The sequence below is a fragment of the Aquiflexum gelatinilyticum genome, assembly GCF_024813435.1.
GTDB lineage: Bacteria > Bacteroidota > Bacteroidia > Cytophagales > Cyclobacteriaceae > Cognataquiflexum > Cognataquiflexum gelatinilyticum.
On sequence record NZ_JANAEZ010000006.1, the window covers coordinates 283,350 to 305,006 of the forward strand.

At 42.2% G+C, this 21,657-nt stretch carries 17 protein-coding genes; 6 read left to right on the forward strand and 11 right to left on the reverse strand.

The features are described 5' to 3' along the window. Positions 1-153: 153 nt before the first annotated feature. Both NK987_RS14940 and purU read left to right on the forward strand, forming a co-directional pair. On the forward strand, positions 154-3,087 hold the full coding sequence (locus NK987_RS14940) for a DEAD/DEAH box helicase (protein WP_258424071.1): 2,934 nt from the start codon (positions 154-156) through the stop codon (positions 3,085-3,087). 23 nt (positions 3,088-3,110) lie between these two features. Then, the gene (gene purU, locus NK987_RS14945) at positions 3,111-3,965 is read left to right on the forward strand and encodes a formyltetrahydrofolate deformylase (RefSeq protein WP_258424070.1); all 855 of its coding nucleotides are present in this window, start codon (positions 3,111-3,113) and stop codon (positions 3,963-3,965) included. 40 nt (positions 3,966-4,005) lie between these two features. Here purU and arsB read toward each other — a convergent pair whose 3' ends face one another. The 4 genes from arsB to NK987_RS14965 form a co-directional block, all read right to left on the reverse strand. Continuing rightward, positions 4,006-5,034: an ACR3 family arsenite efflux transporter gene (gene arsB, locus NK987_RS14950; protein ID WP_258424069.1), complete on the reverse strand. Its 1,029-nt coding sequence runs from the start codon at positions 5,032-5,034 to the stop codon at positions 4,006-4,008. A 135-nt stretch (positions 5,035-5,169) separates the two neighbouring features. After that, positions 5,170-5,784 (reverse strand): low molecular weight phosphatase family protein, encoded by a 615-nt coding sequence (locus NK987_RS14955; RefSeq protein ID WP_259264496.1) that lies wholly within the window; start codon positions 5,782-5,784, stop codon positions 5,170-5,172. A 71-nt stretch (positions 5,785-5,855) separates the two neighbouring features. After that, positions 5,856-6,392: a DUF6428 family protein gene (locus NK987_RS14960; RefSeq protein ID WP_258424067.1), complete on the reverse strand. Its 537-nt coding sequence runs from the start codon at positions 6,390-6,392 to the stop codon at positions 5,856-5,858. Between the two features lie 152 nt (positions 6,393-6,544). Then, the gene (locus NK987_RS14965) at positions 6,545-6,874 is read right to left on the reverse strand and encodes an ArsR/SmtB family transcription factor (protein WP_258424066.1); all 330 of its coding nucleotides are present in this window, start codon (positions 6,872-6,874) and stop codon (positions 6,545-6,547) included. Between the two features lie 213 nt (positions 6,875-7,087). On the opposite strand from NK987_RS14965, the gene NK987_RS14970 reads away from it, so the two are divergent. From NK987_RS14970 to NK987_RS14985, 4 genes are all read left to right on the forward strand, one after another. Then, entirely contained in the window at positions 7,088-7,525 is a 438-nt protein-coding gene (locus NK987_RS14970) for a DinB family protein (protein WP_258424065.1), read from the forward strand. Between the two features lie 66 nt (positions 7,526-7,591). Next, complete coding sequence (locus tag NK987_RS14975; protein ID WP_259264497.1) at positions 7,592-9,766, forward strand: alpha-galactosidase; 2,175 nt, start codon at positions 7,592-7,594, stop codon at positions 9,764-9,766. Positions 9,767-9,920: 154 nt separating this feature from the next. Further along, on the forward strand, positions 9,921-10,766 hold the full coding sequence (gene ppk2 / locus NK987_RS14980) for a polyphosphate kinase 2 (protein ID WP_258424063.1): 846 nt from the start codon (positions 9,921-9,923) through the stop codon (positions 10,764-10,766). Positions 10,767-10,771: 5 nt separating this feature from the next. Further along, positions 10,772-11,542: a polyphosphate kinase 2 family protein gene (locus NK987_RS14985; protein WP_259264498.1), complete on the forward strand. Its 771-nt coding sequence runs from the start codon at positions 10,772-10,774 to the stop codon at positions 11,540-11,542. Positions 11,543-11,595: 53 nt separating this feature from the next. Here NK987_RS14985 and NK987_RS14990 read toward each other — a convergent pair whose 3' ends face one another. From NK987_RS14990 to NK987_RS15020, 7 genes are all read right to left on the reverse strand, one after another. Further along, on the reverse strand, positions 11,596-12,153 hold the full coding sequence (locus tag NK987_RS14990) for a hypothetical protein (protein WP_258424061.1): 558 nt from the start codon (positions 12,151-12,153) through the stop codon (positions 11,596-11,598). A 373-nt stretch (positions 12,154-12,526) separates the two neighbouring features. Then, complete coding sequence (locus tag NK987_RS14995; RefSeq protein WP_259264499.1) at positions 12,527-13,381, reverse strand: formylglycine-generating enzyme family protein; 855 nt, start codon at positions 13,379-13,381, stop codon at positions 12,527-12,529. A gap of 7 nt (positions 13,382-13,388) precedes the next feature. Continuing rightward, positions 13,389-14,114: a 3-keto-disaccharide hydrolase gene (locus tag NK987_RS15000; protein ID WP_259264500.1), complete on the reverse strand. Its 726-nt coding sequence runs from the start codon at positions 14,112-14,114 to the stop codon at positions 13,389-13,391. A gap of 101 nt (positions 14,115-14,215) precedes the next feature. Next, entirely contained in the window at positions 14,216-17,035 is a 2,820-nt protein-coding gene (locus tag NK987_RS15005) for a PQQ-dependent sugar dehydrogenase (protein WP_259264501.1), read from the reverse strand. Positions 17,036-17,389: 354 nt separating this feature from the next. After that, on the reverse strand, positions 17,390-18,859 hold the full coding sequence (locus NK987_RS15010; RefSeq protein WP_259264502.1) for a pyruvate kinase: 1,470 nt from the start codon (positions 18,857-18,859) through the stop codon (positions 17,390-17,392). A 51-nt stretch (positions 18,860-18,910) separates the two neighbouring features. Continuing rightward, positions 18,911-20,377 carry a calcineurin-like phosphoesterase C-terminal domain-containing protein gene (locus NK987_RS15015; RefSeq protein WP_259264503.1) on the reverse strand — a complete coding sequence of 489 codons (1,467 nt, stop codon included), beginning with the start codon at positions 20,375-20,377 and terminating at the stop codon, positions 18,911-18,913. Between the two features lie 534 nt (positions 20,378-20,911). Further along, complete coding sequence (locus NK987_RS15020) at positions 20,912-21,355, reverse strand: hypothetical protein (RefSeq protein WP_259264504.1); 444 nt, start codon at positions 21,353-21,355, stop codon at positions 20,912-20,914. Positions 21,356-21,657: the final 302 nt, after the last annotated feature.

A 21,657-nucleotide genomic window follows, 5' to 3' on the forward strand; every position in this document is an offset into this window, starting at 1 on the left:
ATTAATCAGATATCCAAACTGTGCAAATTTGAATGCCCAAATCTTAATCCCATTTATTTTTATACTGAAAATTATTCTGTATTTTTCGGGCTAGTTTTATTGCAAAAAACTGTCTTGGTTGACGGATTTGTTCCGTTGATTGATTTTAAAGCTATGAAAGTATCCCCAGAAAAACCGTTTCAAATTATATATTCCTTATTCAGTCATGAATTCCTTGGACTGCTGTTCGAGTCATTTGTGGTTCAATTGGATGAAAAGGGGAGGCTTTCATTTGCGCATCAGAATATTTCTCATGTTAACGCACCAGAGTTCTCTTCTGGCCTTGACGAGACGGACTTTAAGTTGATAAAGTGGATGGATGACATGCAGCAGGAAGCTATTGTCAAAAAATTCGACACCAAGAAACTTAAACCAAAAGAATACCTTAGGAAGATCTACGATCCCAAGACGGAAAACAAGGTGGTCCAGGAATTGATCGAACACAAACTTGAAAGTTTGAGGGCCAAAGTTCTGGAAAATCTGAAAGGGAAGCGTTTTTTTGAGATGGGCAATGATGGTAATCCGATCTGGAGAGAAATCAATATTATGCCTGAGAAAGCAGCGGTACTTTTTCATTTTAGGAGAAATGAGGACAACACACATTATTTTCCCACCATCAAATACAGAGATGCTCCACTTGAATGGCAATACCGAAATGCTTATCTGATCTGTCACGAACCTGCCTGGTTGGTGGTCGATTACAATTTATACAGTTTTAAAAAAGGGGTGGACGGCAAAAAACTTCAACCCTTTCTCAACAAAAAGTTCATTGTAATCCCGAGGAAGGTCGAAGATCAGTATTACAAAAAGTTCGTGACCCAACTTGTAGCTTCCTTTGATGTCTATGCAAAAGGATTTGATATCAAAGTCGAAAGGTCTTTGCCAAGACCGGTATTGAGTTTGAGTGACTTGCCTTCGAGTCCAAAAACCGATCTTTTTGGAAATAAATTGGAAGAAGAAGAGGAAGATAAAATAGTTTTTGATTTGCAATTCCAATATGGGGATTATGCGTTCAGATCTGAAGAAAAAGCATCCAATAATGTAGAGTTGGAACAAATTGGAGACAATTATATTTTTCACAAAGTAATTAGAGACCTAGACAAGGAAAAATCCTACGGGGATTACCTCAAAGACCTTGGTCTGCCTGTCAAGCATGCCCGGTATTCGATTTGTAAATCCAAGGCATTTGGGTGGATCAATGCTTATAAAGATAACTTGGAGGAGATGGGAATCCGTATCCAACAAGCGCCCACCCAAAAAGGGAAAAGGTATTTTATCGGGCATGCCAATATTTCTGTAGAAGTCAAAGAAAACATTGATTGGTTTGACGTGCATGCGGTGATTAGATTTGGTTCATTTGAGATCCCATTCAATAAGATCAGAAGACTTTTGCTTCAGGGAAAGACTGAATTTGAATTACCTAACGGAGAGATCGCGGTCATTCCCAATTCATGGTTTGTCAATTATTCGGAGATGTTTGCTTTCATGGAGGAGCATGAGCATGATTCCTCCCAGCAATCTCTCGTACTCAAAAAACACCATATCGCCCTTGCCCAAGAGCTGCAAACAGGCAATCTATTAAAACTTAAGCTGAGTCAAAAGCTCGAAAAGCTTAGAAATTTCAATCAAATTGAGGATTATGATTTACCGCTTACTTTCAAAGGGGTATTGAGACCTTATCAGAAAGCAGGTTATAATTGGATGCGGTTTTTGAACGAATTCCGATTTGGAGGATGTCTCGCGGATGATATGGGATTGGGAAAAACTGTTCAGACTTTGGCTCTTTTGGCTCATGAAAAAGAGCAACATCCGGAAACCACTTCTTTGCTTGTCATGCCGACTTCCTTGATTTACAATTGGGAATTGGAAGCCAGAAAATTTACCCCAAAGCTGAAAATCCTCACATACACAGGCAGCCAGAGAATCAAGGACATCAGCCGTTTTGCAAAATATGACCTTGTGCTTACTTCTTATGGGATCACCCGAATGGACGTGGACTTGCTGAAAGGATTCTATTTTAATTATGTCATTTTGGACGAATCACAGGCGATCAAAAACCCTGGTAGCATTATCGCCAAGGCAGTAAATGAACTGACTTGTAGACAGAGGTTGATCTTGACAGGAACCCCCGTAGAGAATGGAACTATGGACCTTTGGTCACAGATGAATTTTATCAACAGAGGTCTTTTGGGTAATCAAAACATGTTCAAAAAACAGTTTTTATTGCCTATAGAGAAGAAGAATGACCAGGACAAAGCAGCCAAACTGCATGCGATGATCAAGCCTTTTATCCTGCGAAGGTTAAAAAGTCAGGTAGCCACTGACTTGCCGGAGAAAGTGATCAACGTCAAATATTCCACTATGACACCTGAGCAGGAAAAGGCATATGAAGAAGTGAAAGGGTATTATAGAGAAAAGATTGTCAAGGAAATGTCAATTCCCGGTATGAAAAACCAGCAGTTTGCTTTGTTAAGGGGATTGACACAGCTGAGGCAGTTGGCCAATCATCCAAGGTTGACCGATAAAGACTATACAGGTGATTCCGGCAAAATGGAAGATGTGACCCACATGATCGAATCTACGGTCAGTGAAGGACATAAAGTGCTTGTTTTTAGTCAATTCGTCAGACATTTGGCTATTGTCAAAGAATACCTGGAAAAAGAAAATATCAAATACGCTTACCTTGATGGTACCACCAAGGACCGTCAGGCCCAAGTACAGTCTTTTCAGCAAAATGATGAAGTCAAGATTTTCCTGATTTCACTCAAGGCTGGTGGCGTTGGACTGAACCTGACCAAAGCAGAATATGTCTTTTTACTCGACCCTTGGTGGAATCCTGCCGTGGAAGCCCAAGCCATAGACAGGGCACATAGGATAGGTCAGGAAAACAAAGTCATTATCTATAAATTCATCAGCCGAAATACGGTAGAGGAGAAAATTATGGCGCTGCAGGAAAGGAAAATGGCGCTCGCTGGAGAATTGATCAGCACAGAAGAAAGTTTTATGAAGAGTCTCAGCAAGGAAGATGTCGAGGCATTATTGGATTGATAAACCACACACACTCGCAAAAAATGAAAAAAGCAATTTTGATTATCCAGTGTAAAGATCAGAAAGGGATCGTTGCAAGTGTTTCCGAATTTTTATACTCCTATCAGGGAAATATCCTTGAAATTGACCAACATGTAGATCAGGAAATAGGGATGTTTTTTATGCGTGTTTCTTGGGAGTTGGACACCTTTGGGCTAAAAAGGGAAGAAATTGAACCGATTTTTGAGGCCAAAGTCGGGAAGAAATTTGACATGGAGTTTGAGCTGTTTTTCAACTTCCGAAAACCAAGAATGGCTGTTTTTGTATCCAAGCTTTCCCACTGTCTGATTGATATTTTGAGCAGGCATTATTCGGGACAATTTGATGTGGATATTCCTGTGGTGATTTCTAACCATGCGGACCACAAAAAAGTAGTAGAAGCTTTCGGTATTCCTTTCCATTATTTTGCTGTGGACAAAGCCAACAGAATGGATGTCGAAGAAAAACAACTAGAACTTTTGAATCAATACCGAACTGACTTTGTGGTCTTGGCCCGGTACATGCAGATCCTGAGCGAAGATTTTATCCGGAATTATCCCAACAAAATCATCAACATCCACCATTCATTTTTGCCGGCCTTTGTAGGTGCCAAGCCCTATCATGCCGCATACGAACGTGGAGTAAAGATCATCGGAGCCACGGCACATTATGTTACCGAGGAATTGGATGCCGGTCCGATCATCGAACAGGAAGTGGCCCGCGTGCGCCACCATAACTCCCCGGCTGACTTGGTGCAGATCGGTCAGGATGTAGAAAAAGTGGTTCTTTCAAAAGCCATCAAATACCACCTTGAAAGGAAAATATTGGCCTATAGAAACAAGACGATCATATTTTATTGATTAGTAGACCTTTTCCAAAGTTCAAAAACTTCGGAAAAGGTCAATACCTCCACTTATTTGCCAAAGCAACCAGACTCAGCATCACCGGAACTTCTACCAATACGCCAACTACTGTCACCAGTGCAGCGGGACTTTCCAAACCGAATAATGCAATAGCCACTGCTACCGCCAACTCAAAGAAATTACTTGCCCCGATCATGGCTGCCGGCGAACAGATGGCGTGCGGTAATTTGAGTTTTCTTCCGCCAAACCAGGCGATGAAAAAGATAAAATATGTCTGAATGATCAGCGGTATGGCTATCAGGACAATGATCAATGGATTATTCAGAATATTTGGCCCTTGGAAAGCAAACAACAAAACCAATGTCAAAAGCAAGGCGATGATGCTGACAGGTTTTAACTTGGGTAGAAAAACCGTCTTGAACCAATCTTCGCCATATTTTCCTACCAAGATCTTATTCGTAATTACTCCGGCTACCAATGGAATCACGACAAATATGACTACGGAAGAAACCAAAGTTTCATAAGGAATGGTCACATCGGTAATTCCCAACAGGAAACCTACCAAAGGAACAAAGGCCACCAAAATAATCAAATCATTGACTGAGACTTGTACCAAGGTATAATTGGGATCCCCATCTGTCAGGTAAGACCAGACGAAAACCATGGCGGTACAAGGGGCAGCACCCAATAATATGGCTCCGGCGATATATTCTCCGGCCAACTCAGGTTCGATAAATGCTGAGAATATCTGGTCAAAAAAGATCCAAGCGAAGAATGCCATGGTAAAAGGTTTGATCAGCCAATTGATGACAACAGTCAGAATCAACCCTTTTGGAGCTTTGCCAACCCCTTTGATGCTACTGAAGTCAATCTGTAGCATCATGGGATAGATCATCATCCATATCAGGATGGCGATAGGAATGTTGACATTGTAGATTTCCATTCGGCTCAGGTAAGCCATGCTGTCCCCGGCAAAATGTCCGATCCCCACTCCCGCCAAAATGCAGAGCCCAACCCACAAACTCAGGTATTTTTCAAAAAAGGCTATTTTCTTAGGTTCAGACATTTTTAGATTGATTTATAGTTCAGTAGGTATTGAGGCTGATATTGGTAGATATTAGCTGCGCAATATTATTGGATATTGGTTTGGAACATCATAGCAATATCCACAAATATCCAATATCAATTAATATCAATCCTTTTAGGCTTTAGATATTCTAGAGAAAACATAAAACATCTCCGAAGCTATCTGCAGACTTCGCTCATCATAGCGATCTGCTTCCTCGGAAGTTCCATCAAATGCTTTTGGATCTTCGTACCTCACGGGAATCCTTGCCTCTGCACCGGGAATAAACGGACAATTTTCATCCGCATGTGAGCAGGTCATCACGACTGCGAATCCCTTGGGAACATTTGCCGGATCATCATACAGTTTGGAGAAACAGATAATCGGATCGTCATCATCTGAATAGAAGACAAAGTATTTTGGGTTTCCGACGCCTTTTTGCGTGGCTTTAAATCCTGCCCTTTTGATAGAGGCTACCGCTCTTTCGTTAAATGCCGTTACTTCCACTCCGCCTGAAAATGAATTGATTTCTATGCCAAAATACTCGGCTGCCGTCTTCGCCCAAATCTGGGAAAACTGACTCCGCCGGGAATTATGGGTGCAGATAAAATTCAGGTTGACCGTTTGGTCCGCATCGATTTTCTTTTGGATATAGGCGATAAAATCCTGAAGGATGGGAATCCGGTCCTCGGGTATTTCAAGGCTTTTGGCCTTTTCAATTGTGGCTTGAAGGGTTGGGTATAGGTTCATGGTATATATTTTTGTACAAAGTATCAAGTATGGCACCTACTTGGTACTTAGTACGTGGTATATGGTACAATCTAGCAACATCCCGACCCAGGTTCACAAGCGCTTGCTTCCAGTGCGGCCAAGGAAACACGGACCTTTGGTTTTGCAGCTGGACCGCAACAGGCAGCAGCTTTTTCTTCCGGGGTCGTCGCCCTGTCTTTGGCTTTGCAGGTTGTTTGGTCTGCAGTCAGCTGCACAATCAGGCTGTTTCCGGCTTCTTTGATATTGTGTACAGGAAGCACGGCTGTAGGGAAGGAACTGTTTCCATATTCAAATTTGATCTCCCTATCCTGAAAAGTCGGTCTGACTTTTTGGACTACGTCAAAAATCTTCAGGGCTTTGCTGGTATCGACAGCATGGTCCGGTTCAGGGATTTCATTTTCCCAAAGTTGGATATGGACTTCATTCCACTCGTTGCGGATCCCACCACAGTCCACCGTGTCATAAGAGACATTTTTAATTTCGGTGATGTGGTAGTCAGTGCGGACATATTGTCCAGCTTGGTATTCGAAGAAAAGGGATTTCTCAGGGTTTTCTCTGAGGATTTGGGTAAATTCTGAAGTTTTCATATGGATATCTCGCAAAGACGCAAAGGCGCCAAATTTAAGAATGTTATTGAATGTTTGATGATAGAATGGTAACCTTTGAGGTCTTTCTGACCTCGAAGGTTTTAAATATTAAATAGAATTTAAACCTTCGAGGTTTCAAAAACCTCAAAGGATTAGCAGCAACCCGGTATTTTGGGAAATCCGGAAAATAGGGTTTCAAACAGATGTTGGATTTCTGACCAACGGATCGGGTCGATACAGTAATTGACCGAAACGCCCTCAATGCTTCCTTTGATGATTCCTGTTTCTTTCAGTTCGCGGAGATGCTGTGAAATCGTCGCCTGTGCCAAACCCAATTCTTGGACCAAGTCCCCGTTGATGCAGGTATTGGATTGGATAAGGTATTGGAGGATTGCGATCCTCGCCGGATGAGCCAGAACTTTAGCGACTTTGGCCAGTTCATTTTGCTCTTCTGTGAATAAATCTGTTTTGGTTACACCCATTTTTTAGACTTTTAGAGGCGAGAGATTAGACTATTTAGAAATAGATTGAAATATTAGGCTTGTTTTCTTCAAATCAGAATTGATATGGAAAATTGTATCGCCGAAGGCATATATCAACTTATATCGCAAAGCATATATCATTTAATTACATTGCAATATTACGATGAATGTTATTTCAATCCAAATTTCTGTTCAAATTTTGTACCTTGGAGTATGAGAGAATTCATTCAACTTTGGAAAGAAGGCCGCACCAGATTTACCAATCAACTGGCCAATATCAAGCAGGAAGATTTATCCAAAAGACTCGGAGGCAGTCCAAATTCTGCCGGCTTCCTGATCCGGCATATAGCTGAAGTGGAATTGCTTTTTGCCAAAAATGTATTTGGCAATTTGGCTGTAAAAGTAGATGCCCAAACACTAAAAGCCGGAAGAGATACAGGAGAATGGACTGATTTGGAACCATTGTTGGCATTGGTGGAAGAGGCCGGAAGACAATTGGAGATAGCCATCGCAAGCCAGGAAGACTGGGAAGAGGTCATTGAAACCAAGGAATTTGGAAAAAAGACAAAGGCAGAGTCCTTGGGTAGAATCACCACTCATACCGCCTACCACGCAGGACAATTGGCGATTATCCTCAAGTACGGTTCCTAGTCAAAAAGATAACCCACTCCAATCCCTGTCAATTTATTTGGATCAAAATGTAAAACCCCTAACCTAATGTCCAATTCCCTGATTAAGCAAACAGCACGGATTGTCTCTATTTTTATTTTTGCCGGACTCATTTCCTGCAATACCAATGTGGAGCAGAAAAACTTTGACGATTGGCTTGTGGATGGACAACAAAGGAAAGCCGAAATCACCCTTTTGGATGGGAAAGAAATCCAGATGGACAATGGCCTGATCCGCAGAAGTTTCATCCTATCACCCAATCTGGCTTGCTTTGATTTCACAAACCTGATGACAGGCGAGCAAATGCTCCGGACCGTCATGCCGGAAGCCCGGATTATCCTGAATGGCAAAACCTATCAGATCGGTGGCCTTAGCGGACAACAAGAAAGGGGATTTTTCCGCAAAGAATGGTTGGACGACATGAAATCCTCTCATGAAGATTTCCAATACCAATCTTACGAAATCGGAGAAATCACACCTCATTTTCCTACCAAAACTGTTTTTTGGACAGGCCATAAAAAAGATGCTTCTGGCAAAAAAGTTAGCTTTTCTTATATCCATCCGGATTTTGAAAACCTCATTTTGAAAGTCCATTATGAGATCTTCGATGACCTTCCTCTAATGGGCAAATACCTCACCCTTGAAAATACCGGAAAGGAAAGCATCCATATCAATCAGGTGGTCAATGAAATCCTCGGAATCGTGGAGGAAGAATCCGCCGTGGTCGGCAGTACAGAAAAGATGAAGAAGCCCCATCAGCTTTATATTGAAAACAACTTTGCGTTTAACAACGCCATGCACGCCGAGCTCAGCAGTCAGGCGACACATTGGAAGCCGGATTCAAGCTATACTTCCCAAGTCAATTATGAATTGCGGACACCCAGCATCCTTGAAGTCTATCCCGAAAGAGGAATTGGAATCGACCTCAAGCCAAGAGAAAATTTCCAGTCTATCCGTACGTATGAATTGGTTTTGGACAGTTATGACAGGGAGCGCAATGGCTTGGCAAGGAGAAAAATGTACCGGGCTTTGGCTCCTTGGACTTTGCAGAATCCGATTTTCATGCATTTGGTGAGCAAAAACGACGAGGAAGTCAGGACTGCCATCGACCAATGTGTAGCTACAGGATATGAAGCTTTGATTCTGAGTTTTGGAAGCCATATCAATATGGAGGATATTTCTCCTGAAAATATCTCCCGATGGAAAGACCTTGCAGATTATGCCCATGACAAAGGAATCAAAATCGGAGGCTATTCGCTTTTTAGCTCCCGCAAAATAAGCGATGAACATGACGTTATCAGTCCACTTACAGGCAAACCCGGCGGTGCTTTTTTTGGAAATGCACCCTGTATGGCAAGTCAGTGGGGTCTTGATTACCTTGACAAGCTCCGGTTTTTCTTTGAAAACACCGGTTTCGATATTTTTGAAAATGACGGACCTTATCCCGGGGATGTCTGTGCTTCCACTACCCATCCGGGTCACGAGGGTCTGCATGATTCGCAGTGGGTACAAATCAATCTCCAAAAGAGTCTTTACCAATGGATGAATGCCCGGGGAATCTATATCAATGCACCGGATTGGTACTTTTTGGATGGGACGCACAAGATCGCTTTGGGCTGTCGGGAGGTGAATTTTTCCCTGCCGAGAGAAAGACAAAAAATCCTAAACAGGCAGAATATCCATGATGGGACCTGGGAAAAGACGCCTTCAATGGGTTGGGGTTTTGTACCCTTGACTGCCTATCACGGAGGAGGTGCCGATGCAGTATTGGAGCCGCTTAGCGAGCATCTTGAGGATTACAGGCAACTGATGATGCAATATTACGGAGCAGGGGTGCAGGCTTGCTACCGGGGGCCGAGACTGTATGACACCGAGGAAACCAAAGCGGTGGTCATCTCGGTGATCGATTGGTACAAGAAATACAGAGATATCCTCAACGCCGACATCATCCGACTCCGCCGGGCAGACGGAAGGGATTGGGACGGGTGGATGCATGTAGATCCACAGGGGAGAGAAAAGGCTCTCGTGATGTTGTTCAATCCTACCAAAGAACCCATGTCCAAAGATTTGGTGATCCCGCTTTACTACACCGGGCTGAATGATCAAGCGAGTATCAGTGTGGAGGGTAAAAATAAGAACTCCTATGCCCTCAATCAAAAACAGGAAGTTACCCTCAGGGTGGATATTCCGGCAGATGGGTACACGTGGTTGGTCGTGGAATAGATAAGGGTCATGGAAGGTCGCCTTTGATTTGAAAAATAAAAAGAAACACCTTTTCTCCTCCCAAAAGTACCTTTAGCGAAAGGAATAGGAGTATGTCCTTTGTTAAGTGATTGTAATTTTCTAACTTTTAATTAAATATTAAACCGAATATTTCATGTTTTCAGCCGAGCAATTAGAAAATATTAAAACCAGGAAGGAACTGGTAGCCTTGTCTAAAATTGAAGGGATTAACTTGAAAAAATCCATCAAACGGGCAAAATACGAGGAGGAACTCAAGCTGCTACAGACAGAGCTCTCCCTGCTTCAGGAGCATATTGTGAAAAAAAATCTCCGCGTTGCGGTGATTTTTGAAGGAAGAGATGCCGCCGGAAAAGGTGGGTCGATCAAGCGTTTTGTCGAATACCTTAATCCTCATGCTAGTGGGGTCGTCGCCCTCAGCAAACCTACAGATGTGGAAAGGGGACAGTGGTATTTTCAACGGTATATCGAGGAACTTCCCAACAGCGGTCAGATCAAATTTTTTGACAGAAGTTGGTACAATAGGGCCGTAGTCGAGCCTGTAATGGGTTTTTGCACCGATAAGCAATATGAAACCTTCATGAAGCAGGTTCCTAATTTTGAACACATGCTTTATGAAGATGGTATTATGGTGATCAAATTCTGGTTCGATATCAGCAGAGAAGAACAACAAAAGAGGTTTGATGCCCGCCTTGGCAATCCTCTCAAAGAATGGAAATTCAGTCCGGTGGATCTCAAAGGCCAGGAACTTTGGGACAAATTCACAGAGTACAAAGATTTAATGTTTACCGAGACCCATACTTCTTATTGCCCGTGGGTAGTAGTGGAAACCAACGACAAAGAGGAGGCGAGGCTGGAAAGTCTGCGGTATGTATTGTCAAGGTTTAAATATCCGGGAAAAGGAAAAACCAAAGCCAACCTGAAGAATGACCCGAATGTGATTTTTAAATATTTCCGTAAGAACAAAAAATTTGACCTGTAATGACCATGGTACTTTCTAAAGAAGATGTAGAGGTGTTGAACTCTAAAATAGGCATCAAACATTTGTTGGCCAATAAAAAAATCAACCTGGAAAAAGTGTTGAAAGCGACCCGCCATGAACTCAAATTGAGGGAAATCCAATCGGAGTTGGTCAGGCTGCAGCTTTGGGTTATTGAAAATGACAAAAAGGTTGTTGTTTTGTTTCACGGTGGAGATTCCTCAGAGAAAAGCACAATAATCCGAAAGATATTTTCCCATAACAATCCAAGGCATTTCAGGGTGGAAGTGAATTTGCCCCACAAGCACGAATCCGGGGAAAACGGGTATTACTTTAAAAAGTTTGTGGAGAAATTACCACAGGCCGGCGAGATAGTTTTGTGGGACAGAAGCTGGTACAATAGGGCGCTTTTTGAGCCCATCCTCGGAATGTGTACTGAAGACGAGTATGGGAAATTCATGGATCAGGTCAACAATTTTGATAAAATGATGGTCGATTCAGGGATTATACTTGTTAAATTTTATTTTACAGTCAGTGCTGACGAACAGGCAGACAGGTACAATGAATTGAAAAAATCACCCCTGACAAGATGGAAAACCGAACACTGGATTAAAGATTCCCCAAAAACGCTGAAGAAATACTTGAAATACAAAGAGGCGATGTTTGAGAAAACCAGTACAGATTATGCCCCTTGGATCGAAATAGACAAGGATACAAGAGAAGAAGAACTGATCGCAGCGGCAGAACACCTTTTGAACAGTATTCCTTATAAAAAATAAATTATTAGGCTAACAAGCAAAAAGGGCAGAACCATAGAGGGAGCTGCCTTTTTTTATATCCCTTTTTTCTTAAAAACAACCATTTCATACCCCAAAAAAAACAGTGCGGACAGAAATCCTGCAGCGGCAAAGACAAACTTCATTTTCACAAGGGTTTCAAACAGGACCATATTCCCGACAAATCCCCGTTGGATCCATTGCGTCAGCCTAATGTTTTCGCTGATATCAAAAATCAGGGCCAAAACCTGAAAAGCAGCTAGAAAAAACAGCAAGTTTTTGGGGAATGTAAACCTATCCGGAGAATGATTTTTCAATTCCAATACCTGGAAATTTTTCCTTGCCCACAGGCAAAGGATAAAAATGGTGGGAAACAAGGTTGACATAAAGAAGTAATCTAACTGCAGTTGCTTCAGGACAAATGCCTTTTGTCCAGGTTCGCCCCAGGTTTCAATCAACTCATTCAGCTTTTCGGCACTCCCCGGAAGCTCAAATTCCATCACATTGAATTTCAATCCTGTGGCAGCTTCAAATTGAAATTGGTGATGCCGCATTATCCAAAAAGCGATGATTGTCAGCAGGAGGAAAATGAAGAAGGAGTATTTCAGTTTCATATGGGCTTATGGTTTTCATGGTTTCATTTCTCTCCGAATCTCGACTTTTTCTGCGACAGTCTGCGAAATCTGCGGGGGCAAAATTTCTTTGCAATTGTCTTGACTTCACTGATATTATGGGGTTCCAAAGTGAGTGTCTCCACTCACTTCCATCTAACAGAGACATATCAAAGTTGAATGAGGTCTTCTAAATTTAATCATTTTCCTGCGTCAGTCTGCGGGAGAAAATTTGCTACGCTATTGGCAGTTTGAATTTAAAATTTCAGTCAGTGAAGACATTGACTGAGGCGGAAAAAAGCAAAGGATCCTTCCCCGTCATAAATCATCTTCAGTGATCAATTACAATTTCCCAATATCCAATATCCATCAATATCTATTTTACTTCCCTTACCACCCTAAACCCCACATCATATCCATTTCCCGGCCCGCCTCCATGGAAAAAATAAGTGGCATTGGTCACATCGGAGATAAAACTTCCCCCTTTCAGCACATGAACTTCCCCTGAAACCGGAGGAATGGGATGGGCAAAAATGTCCTCATTATAAAAGTCTTCTACCCATTCCCACACATTTCCCAGCATGTCATGCAAACCCCAAGGATTGGGTTTCATCTGCCCTACAGCAATTGTAGTGCCTTTGTCTGATTTTTGGATCCAAGCCTGTTTGCCTGTTTCTGACCAGGAAAGCAATTCCTCCGCACCTGCACGGGCAGCATATTCCCATTCAAACTCGGTCGGTAACCGATAAGTACAAGCAGGATCCATCTCATTCAGTTTTTGAATAAAGCTGTTGGCATCTTCCCAAGTCACATTTTCCACAGGATGCAGGTCCGAGTCACCCGCAACCTTTTCCCCTTGGAAATGGGAAGGATTGGAACCCATCACTTTTTTCCATTGGCCTTGGGTCACCTCGTATTTTCCGATGTAATAGGGTTCGGAAATGCTTACCAAAAATCCCTCTCTAGAATCTCTTTTGGCCATCTCCTGACAAATTTTGAAATCTTCTTCAGTCCATTTTTCACTGTCAGGCACATCTCGGGTATCTGGAAATGTAGGGCACTCGATGTCAATCTTGCCTACAGTCATCGTGCCTGGTTGGACCAAAACGAATTCCATTCCAATGTCATTGACAATGGAATCAGGGTTATTTTCCTGCACATTATTTTTAGGAAACAAAACAGAACAAGCTGTCAAAAAAAGTAGAATATATACTTGAAAGATTTTCATCATGAGGAAATTAAAGTTCTTTGATGGCTATTTTTCTGTAAGCATGTGCAGCACCCGGTTTCCAGGAGAAATCACAACAGCGTCCACCCGGAACAGGCATCAACGTCGCACTCCAATGCAACTGGAAAGCGATCATCCCCGAAGTAGTATCTGCAATCAGGTCATTCCGCTCTGCCCGTACTTCCCACATCAGAACATCATTTACCCAAAGTGTCATTTTTGGCTTTTGCCCAACAACCCGAAGACGGAAGCTATTCCAATCCCATTTCTTCCAGACTTTTCCCAAATCGGTTGCTTGCGCACCTTTCGCAACACGAAGCATTTCGCCAATCAGGTTGGCAGTACCGGGTTGCCCGTCTCCGGACAATTCCACCTGATAACCTGAACCGCTTTCACTTGAGCGAAAGAAAATCCCGCCGTTGGTTCCCGGATGGCCCTTGAATTCCAAAGACAATTCAAAATCCTGATATTTTTTGTCTGACAAAATAATTCCTCCCTGACCATAGGGAAATTGCTTCATGACAATGGCTCCGTCTTCAACAAAAAAATTACCCTTGGTACCGTGGTGATTGGTTCGGCTGATGTGCCAACCCTCCAAATCCTTCCCGTTGAAAATAGGAACAAAACCTTCCCGAATATGTGAGACTTGGGCATTGCTTTCCACAGAAAATAGAAATGCCACTAAAGCCCAGACCACTTTTAGTAAAAACAATTTTCTAAAGTTAACGATCATCATAAATTCTAATTTCAAATCCCATTTCCGACCCAAATCAAACAAGCCTTGAAGTCCAAAAGCCGCATCTGTGGACTGTCGACTATGGACTATGGACCATCCCTTCACCTCCTAAACTCAATCCCCGTCATGATCACCAATGCATCACTTTCTTTCGCCCCGGAATTTTTGACAAGGATATACAGGTCATGGACGCCATCAATTTTGGACACATCGATGACCGTAGGCTTGCCCGTTGCATCACCAAAGAAAGGACCTTTTTCTCCCTGAGGGGCAGGAGGGACTTGTTTTGCCTCACCGACCAAAGTCCCTTCCGGTGAACCCAATCTCAATTCAATATCTCCTCCGATGAAGTGTGACCAATGCCAAAACCGCGTGATCGCACCAATACTGATCTGATTGATTCCTGTCAGATCAATGTCTTTGAATCCGATATAACCTCCTTTTCCGGTGAAAATAAATCCCGGATCATCTGTTGATGGCGTGTAGGAAATTCCTGTTTCGGAGAAAACATCTGCTTTTTCAGGACCCATCAACGGAAACCGAAGCAGGGTAAAATCTTCACTCTTGAGGTTGAGGCTGCTTTCCTCTTCTGAACCCTGATCGGTATAATGGGCTGAAAAGACGTAGGAACCCATTTCATATGTTGTCGGATAGAATTTGGACAAGCGACCGTCACCGATTTTGGTTGGAATGGCTTTGGTTTTGAATTCACCCTGTAAGGGAAGTTTGGGGTTTCCTTTTTCAGCGGAAGCAAGGTCCAGGATGTATTCAATGATCTGCTTCGTATCGATCGCGCTCAGTGTCGGCTGAGGTGGCATGTGGACTTCACCCCATTTGCCGCTTCCGCCTTGGATGATACTTTTCGACAGGGTGTCAAACACATTTTCTGCATCTTTGTATCTCTTGGCCACCTCCAAAAAGGATGGGCCTACCAATTTGGTTTTTTCCTGATGACAAGCCGTGCAGTTGTTCTTGCTGATCAAAGCCTTTGCATTGAGGTGTCGCAGGACGGTTTCGGGTTGAAGATTTCCTTCGGATTTTAGCTTTCGCAATTGCGCAAAGTCAATCCCTGAAGGAATATATTCTGCAGTTACTGTTATTGCCTCGGGATTGATTTGCCCTTTGGCTAGGGTTCCATCTTCCTGATCGATGACCTGAACTTGGTAGCTGATTTTTTCATCCGGAAAGTAGAATGACTTATTGCGTGATGTAATTTCGATCTTCACTTCGGGTTGTTTATTCCCTGCAACAACTTCAAAAGTATGACTGTCAGAAGCTCCTGATGGGTCTTTTACAGTTAAAGAGACTTTGTATTTTCCTGGCTTGTCAAGGGTTATTTTGGGATTGGCATCATTCAATACTGTTGTTTCCCCACCCTCAATCTTCCATTCAAAATCCAGCTTATCTCCATCGTCATCCCGGCTTCCTTCCGAGGAAAGTTGAAGTTCAAAAGGTATGCTGCCAGATTTCATTTCTGAATTGGCTACCGCAATTGGCGCTCTATTTCCTGCATTGAATTCAATCCTGGAAATCCTCCCTTTCGTACCTGTACCATATTCCAAGATGTACAGATCCCCATTTAGTCCAAAATCCATATCCAAGGGTTGGGAATGGATGAGTTTTTCGGCAGGTAAAAAACGCTCGATGGACGTGACATTGTTTCTATCTTCATCCATTGTCACAACCATGATCCAGTTTCTGACATAATCTGTGATCAGCCATTTGCCTTCAAAATAATCCGGGAATACTCTTTTGGCTTCCTCCGAAAAATCAGATTTGCGGAAGATAGGTCCTCCGACTGCTGACCTAGCCGCACTCCCCAAAATCGGCCATTCGTCCGAAACCTTGTAGGGATAGGCCACCAATGGAGGTTGGGCAGGAGGAAGGACTTTCAAGCCGGTATTGTTGGGCGAAGTGTTTACCAAGGAATCAGGATTATGGAAGTCACCGAAGGTTTTGGTCAGGTAATCGTAACTTTTATAAGGCAGATTTTTTCCGATGACATAGGGCCAACCAAAGTTTCCGGCGCTTTTGGCAACATTGAATTCATCATATCCCATCGGTCCAAATTCCTCTGAATCTACACCGGCATCAGGTCCGACTTCTCCCCAATGCAGGTAACCGGTATGGGAATCAATGGAAAGCCGCCAAGGGTTCCTGTTTCCCATGACGTAGATTTCTGGTCGGGTTTTATCAGTTCCCTGCGGGAATAGGTTTCCTTCAGGAATGCTGTAAGTCCCATCAGAATTAGGTTTGATTCTTAGGATTGTACCTCGAAGGTCGTTGGTATTTCCAGAGGTCCGGCCTTCGTCTTCGCCTCTCCCGCCTTCATTGGTAAATGCCAATGGAGCATATTGCGTGGGGGCAGAATCTCCTCCAACTGAAAGGTAAAGATTGCCCTCCTTGTCCCAGGTCATCCCCCCTCCAAAATGGCTGCCATCCGGTTGCTCCCAAGGGATATCAAGTAAAATGATTTCGGAATCCAGGCCGAACTTATTGTCAGCACCCAAGGTGAACCTTGAGAGCCGCATGATATTTCCGTTTTCACTTTGGGGAGAATAATAGAGAAAAAGATGACGGGTATTTTCAAAGTCTTTGTCCAGCAAAATCCCGATCATGCCGGGAGATTCACCCACAATCGTGGGGATCGTTCCGAGGTTTTCGATGATTCCTCCGGAATCGTTGATCCTTTTGACATGTCCCGCTCTTTCTATCCAATAGACAAATCCCTGCTTGTCAAAGTCCATTTGCAAAGGTTCTTCCAATCCATCTGCCACCACCACTTGGGTAAATCTGCTGTCCTCAGGTTTGTCTTTTCCGGAAAAGGTTTTTGTTGATTCTTCTTTTTTGGTACAGCTGTTTAATGTTCCAATCAAAAGGAACAGGATTAAAATCAGCCATTTTGGGGTATTTGATTTCAATTTGGTAAGGTTAATTGTAGAAGGTAATTATTTCAAAGTAAATAAATAGTGAGGAAAGCTGTCCTCCGTTTAAAAAGTAAATCGAAAATTCTGGAATAGAAAGTAAAAACCGAAGCTTTCAATTTCTCCCTCAGATTGCGCAGATTGGCGCAGACAAGAAAGTAGACTTTTGATTGAACATTTAAAGCCTTTCCTGACGGTTGACGGTTTGGATATTATTCTAGCAGAGCTTAAATTTTTTCTGCGTAGTTCTGCGAAATCAGCGGGAAAATAATTTTTCTATGTTTCCAGCAGAGAACGCAGGCAAAGAGGAAGTTCAGTCTATTTTTAACTACCAAAAATTTCTTTGGAAAATCAGGACTTCAAAAACCGCTCCGCAATTTTGAGCTGACGGAAGCGGAATCGCTTCTTCACCCTGTGCTCTGCGCTTCGCTGCAGGATGTCTTTGAGCGTTTCCATGACTTCGATGGTATGGTCTCCTTTGTTGATCATGACGCATTCTGCATTGGCGGATTGTCCGGCATCGGTGATTTCAGATCGGGTAGCCATGCCGGATTTATTGAGGCTTTCGAGAACTTGGGTGGCCCAAACCACCGGCACATGAGCAGCCTCACAGATCCAAAGAATCTCTTCCTGAATTTCCCCCATTCTTTCAAAACCTATCTCCACAGCCAGATCACCACGTGCAATCATCACCCCAAAAGCCTTTTGTTTCATACCTTCCATAAGCAATGAGGGTAGGTTGCTGACTGCTTCCGGCGTTTCTATTTTGATAATCATCAACGGAGGATGTTCTGAAATGGACCTGAGTTCCTTTTGGAGGTGGCTGATATCTGCAGCAGTCCTCACAAAGGAATAGCCCACCAGATCCGCATTTTCGCAGATAAAAGGAAGGCAGGCTTTGTCAAAATCTGTCAGAGAAGGAATCTGTATCAAGGTATCGGGAAAGTTGATACCTTTTTCCGCTTTGATTTGGCTTTTTTCTGAAGAGATCCGGGTAATCCTGATTCCGGCTTTGCCTGATTTGGTTTTTTCTACAGTTGCCCTGATGACACCATCATCGATATAGACGCGGTCTCCTTTTTTCAAAAACCCTATAATTCCCGGAACATTGGGGCTGATGACGACATCATCCTGTCCAAAGCCTTTGGCTTCTTCGGCCAGCCAAATCAGTTCGCCTTCTTTCACCTTGACTTTTCCCTTGTCTTTACCTTTGCCGAGTAGGACAGTTCTGATCTTGGGTCCTGCAAGGTCCATGTATATTTTGCAGTCTATGCCTGTTCTCTTGCTTGCTTTTCGGAGTTTGTTGATCATTTTGGACCAAGTGGCCTCATCATCGTGTGCACAGTTTATCCGGGCGACATTCATCCCGTTTTCGAGTAAGCTTTTGATCAAAGCATAGCTGTCCGCAAATCCGGAATCAAACGTGACCATCAAAGAAGGAATGCTGGGAATGGTTTTGTTGCCAAACAGCAAATGGCTTTTTTCATCGATTTTCTGTTTGCTGAATGAAAAATCGCAGATATCGATATGCTCTGTGGGAATAGTTTCTCCCAACCGCTCCAAAATCGCCTGAACCTGTCTCCTGATATGGCTTTCGCTGCTTGCAAGTGAAGACAAGCCATGAATATGAAGTGCGTCCTGAAGAATTCGGAGATCCCTGTTTCTGACACTCAGGTATTCTACCAGATTTTTACCAGCTTCTTTTTGATCTTTGTGTAGGCTTTCGATGATACCGGACTTATTGGCCACTTCAGCAGCCATATTTTTTTCTAAAGAAATGAGTTCCTTTTTGATGAAATCTAGGGATTCTGAACCGGTCATTTTATCGGAATTTATTCTTTAAATCTAATGCTAAAAATTCAGGTTTTCGAATCAGTCAAGGCCTTTTTTATATTGGTTTCCAAATCTGTCGATCACCTCCACATCAATTTTTGAACTGGGGTTATTTGGCCTAAAAACAAACATATGACCGTTCGTTTGGGGGGAGATCCAAGGCTGCTTTTTGGGTTTTCCCGGTGCATAGATTTCCATTGCCAATGGATCTGTGGCAATGACCTGTACAGATTGGACAGTTCTGTTTCCGTTTTCATACACATTGACCTTCCATTCAGGATCCCAATTCCAGACATTGACCATGTAGTCATTGGGAAAATCCGGGTGGGTTCCCGGACGGTAAATACGGAACTGGAAATCCGGGTTTTCACCCACACTTTGGTAATGCCAAGACAAATCTCCTGCATCAGACCTGTAGACGCCGTAGCCTTTGGGTGTGCCGTCATAGCAGATGCCTGACCACCATGCCCCGCTGATGGCCGCGGTGTTGTGCTCAAAAATATTGTTGATCACTGTGTTTTCATTCCAATGCACATGTCCCGAAATCAGATGTGCCTCATGGCCTTCCAAAATCTTGTACAAAGCTTCCCTATTGATGACCGATTCTTTGTTGATATCTCGGCCGGGGTTATGGGCTACGATCTGGGAAAAACTCGGAATATGAAGGAAAATGACAAGCGGATTGTCTTTTGGAACCAAAGCCAGATCCTTCTCCAACCAAGCCAATTGGGTCTCGGGGAGGTAGCCGTAGTATTGTTTGCTTCCCAAAAAGTACACATCATTCAGGACGACATAGTGGGTTTTTCCCCTGTTGAAGGAATAATAGGCAGGTCCAAAATGACTGGTAAATGGTTCTTGACTGCTCTCGTTTGACCTTGCATTCAGGTTGATGTCATGGTTTCCCAATACCTGAAAGAAAGGAATCCCGGTAGATTTGATTCCTTGATTGTATTGCTCATACAATTCAAACTTATCAAAAACCAAATCTCCGACACCGACGCCAAATAGGTTTGGATCATTGAGCGCCGCTTTCTTCTTGCTGAGGTCAGCACATGATTCCGAGATAAATTTGTTGGCTTCTTCCTCTGTCTGCACCTGCGGATCGGCGATTGCGATGAAGTGGTGGTCGGATTCATCATTTGGGTTTGGCGTCAGGTCAAAAAGAATGGTGTTGGTGGCTTTGGTCAGATCAACCCTTCTGAAAAAATCCACAGAACCGTTTTCCAACAAGTCAAAAGCATATCCGGAAGGGTAGGAGATAAATACAAATTCTTGGTCAGTGATAAATTCAAATTCCCCTTTTTCATTGGTAAGGACTAGTTCTTTGCCGTCAGATACTGTGATATTTTTTAGCTGATTGCCGTTTGAGGTGACTTTCCCTTTGACTTGGGTGTAGGTGAGGGATTTGGTTTTTTCCTGACCAAAAACAGGATGGTTTCCTGTGGTAAAGAAGATTAATACCCACAAAAAAGAGAGTTGAAAAAAGCTATTTCTGTACTTGTTCATGGTTTTTGAATTTGGAGTCAACTTAAACAAAAAGAGGCATCCCGGAAAGGAAGCCCTTTGAATTTAAAATGAATAGACGTAAGTTTTAAATTTGGTTGTAGGATTAAGTGCAGGAAATTAGATAAGCATATACTTTTCTCTCAACAAGAAAGGGTTATTTATAACCATCTAAAAATCATAATGACCGAAATGATTAACATAGTAAATCCGGCAATAATGAATCTTATGTTGATTGAATAATAACCTTCCTTATCGTTTTCTCTAAATCCTTTTCTCAATGAAAAAACGGCACCAAGTATGATGACAATAAGGAAAATAATATTAGATATTTCCATTTCTTGATTTTTTAACCTTCTAATCGAAAGGTAATCTTTGGCGATTTGAATAACAAAATCAGAAAAATAGGAAGGGAAATAGATTACTAATTACCTTGAGGTCTTTCGAAAGCCTTGAACCAAAATATGGCCATAAGGTGTGTCGTTTATATTCAGTTCATAGTCCAATTCTCAGATTTAATTCAAAAAAAACCATGATTTAAACTTTCACACCTTTTGTTTTTAGAAATTCAAGAATTTCTTTTTTCCTTTTTTGACTCTTCAATAATCTTATTTGAAATATTTTCCCTTGAGAATTTACCACAATAATTGGCACAATATTCAATGCACTATAAATTGAAAATATCCCTACCCCTATCAAAACAAAAACAGCAATTAAACCCTGTCCAAACAGATTATAAAATCTCACTGTCTTTTCATCAATAGAAACCCCATTAACTAAATGGAATAATAGAAATATTGCAAGGAATAAAGATATCCCACCAAAAAACAAGACAATTATCCAATTTCTTGCTAACCTACCTTCTTTCAAAAATGCTGATTCTACCTCATGGTATTCAATCAAATGATAAGTAAATTTATTCCTTATCAAATGTATTCCTTCAGAAGTCAATTTAAAATTCGCATCTACAATTTCGTTCATAGTATAAGTTTTGAATTATTTTTGAAGGATTTTTTTGGAGTTAAATCTTTTGTACCCAAAAGAAAGATAATTCTTGGAGGTTTGAATTACAAATTCAGAATAAACTGGAAATGGCAATTCATCCATTTTATTCAATTCCTTTCTCATGTATTTTCTTGAGGTTTCTTTCTTAACTCACTTTTTGTCTTACCACAAAAAGTAACCATCCCGATATTCTTATGGATTAAACAATAGAAGGAATATAAGATTTTTCATATTTTCTATTATCCCTGATTAGAGCAAAAATCCTGTTAATGATTTTT

What these genes read in the sequence shown, in the direction of transcription:
- arsB (WP_258424069.1), bottom strand. Translation starts at nt 5,034, where the DNA reads ATGTCTGAACCTAAGAAAATAGCCTTTTTTGAAAAATACCTGAGTTTG.
- purU (WP_258424070.1), top strand. Translation starts at nt 3,111, where the DNA reads ATGAAAAAAGCAATTTTGATTATCCAGTGTAAAGATCAGAAAGGGATC.
- NK987_RS14970 (WP_258424065.1), top strand. Translation starts at nt 7,088, where the DNA reads ATGAGAGAATTCATTCAACTTTGGAAAGAAGGCCGCACCAGATTTACC.
- NK987_RS14955 (WP_259264496.1), bottom strand. Translation starts at nt 5,784, where the DNA reads ATGAACCTATACCCAACCCTTCAAGCCACAATTGAAAAGGCCAAAAGC.
- NK987_RS14940 (WP_258424071.1), top strand. Translation starts at nt 154, where the DNA reads ATGAAAGTATCCCCAGAAAAACCGTTTCAAATTATATATTCCTTATTC.
- NK987_RS14990 (WP_258424061.1), bottom strand. Translation starts at nt 12,153, where the DNA reads ATGAAACTGAAATACTCCTTCTTCATTTTCCTCCTGCTGACAATCATC.
- NK987_RS14960 (WP_258424067.1), bottom strand. Translation starts at nt 6,392, where the DNA reads ATGAAAACTTCAGAATTTACCCAAATCCTCAGAGAAAACCCTGAGAAA.
- NK987_RS15000 (WP_259264500.1), bottom strand. Translation starts at nt 14,114, where the DNA reads ATGATGATCGTTAACTTTAGAAAATTGTTTTTACTAAAAGTGGTCTGG.
- NK987_RS15010 (WP_259264502.1), bottom strand. Translation starts at nt 18,859, where the DNA reads ATGACCGGTTCAGAATCCCTAGATTTCATCAAAAAGGAACTCATTTCT.
- NK987_RS15020 (WP_259264504.1), bottom strand. Translation starts at nt 21,355, where the DNA reads ATGAACGAAATTGTAGATGCGAATTTTAAATTGACTTCTGAAGGAATA.
- ppk2 (WP_258424063.1), top strand. Translation starts at nt 9,921, where the DNA reads ATGTTTTCAGCCGAGCAATTAGAAAATATTAAAACCAGGAAGGAACTG.
- NK987_RS15015 (WP_259264503.1), bottom strand. Translation starts at nt 20,377, where the DNA reads ATGAACAAGTACAGAAATAGCTTTTTTCAACTCTCTTTTTTGTGGGTA.
- NK987_RS14995 (WP_259264499.1), bottom strand. Translation starts at nt 13,381, where the DNA reads ATGATGAAAATCTTTCAAGTATATATTCTACTTTTTTTGACAGCTTGT.
- NK987_RS14975 (WP_259264497.1), top strand. Translation starts at nt 7,592, where the DNA reads ATGTCCAATTCCCTGATTAAGCAAACAGCACGGATTGTCTCTATTTTT.
- NK987_RS14985 (WP_259264498.1), top strand. Translation starts at nt 10,772, where the DNA reads ATGGTACTTTCTAAAGAAGATGTAGAGGTGTTGAACTCTAAAATAGGC.
- NK987_RS14965 (WP_258424066.1), bottom strand. Translation starts at nt 6,874, where the DNA reads ATGGGTGTAACCAAAACAGATTTATTCACAGAAGAGCAAAATGAACTG.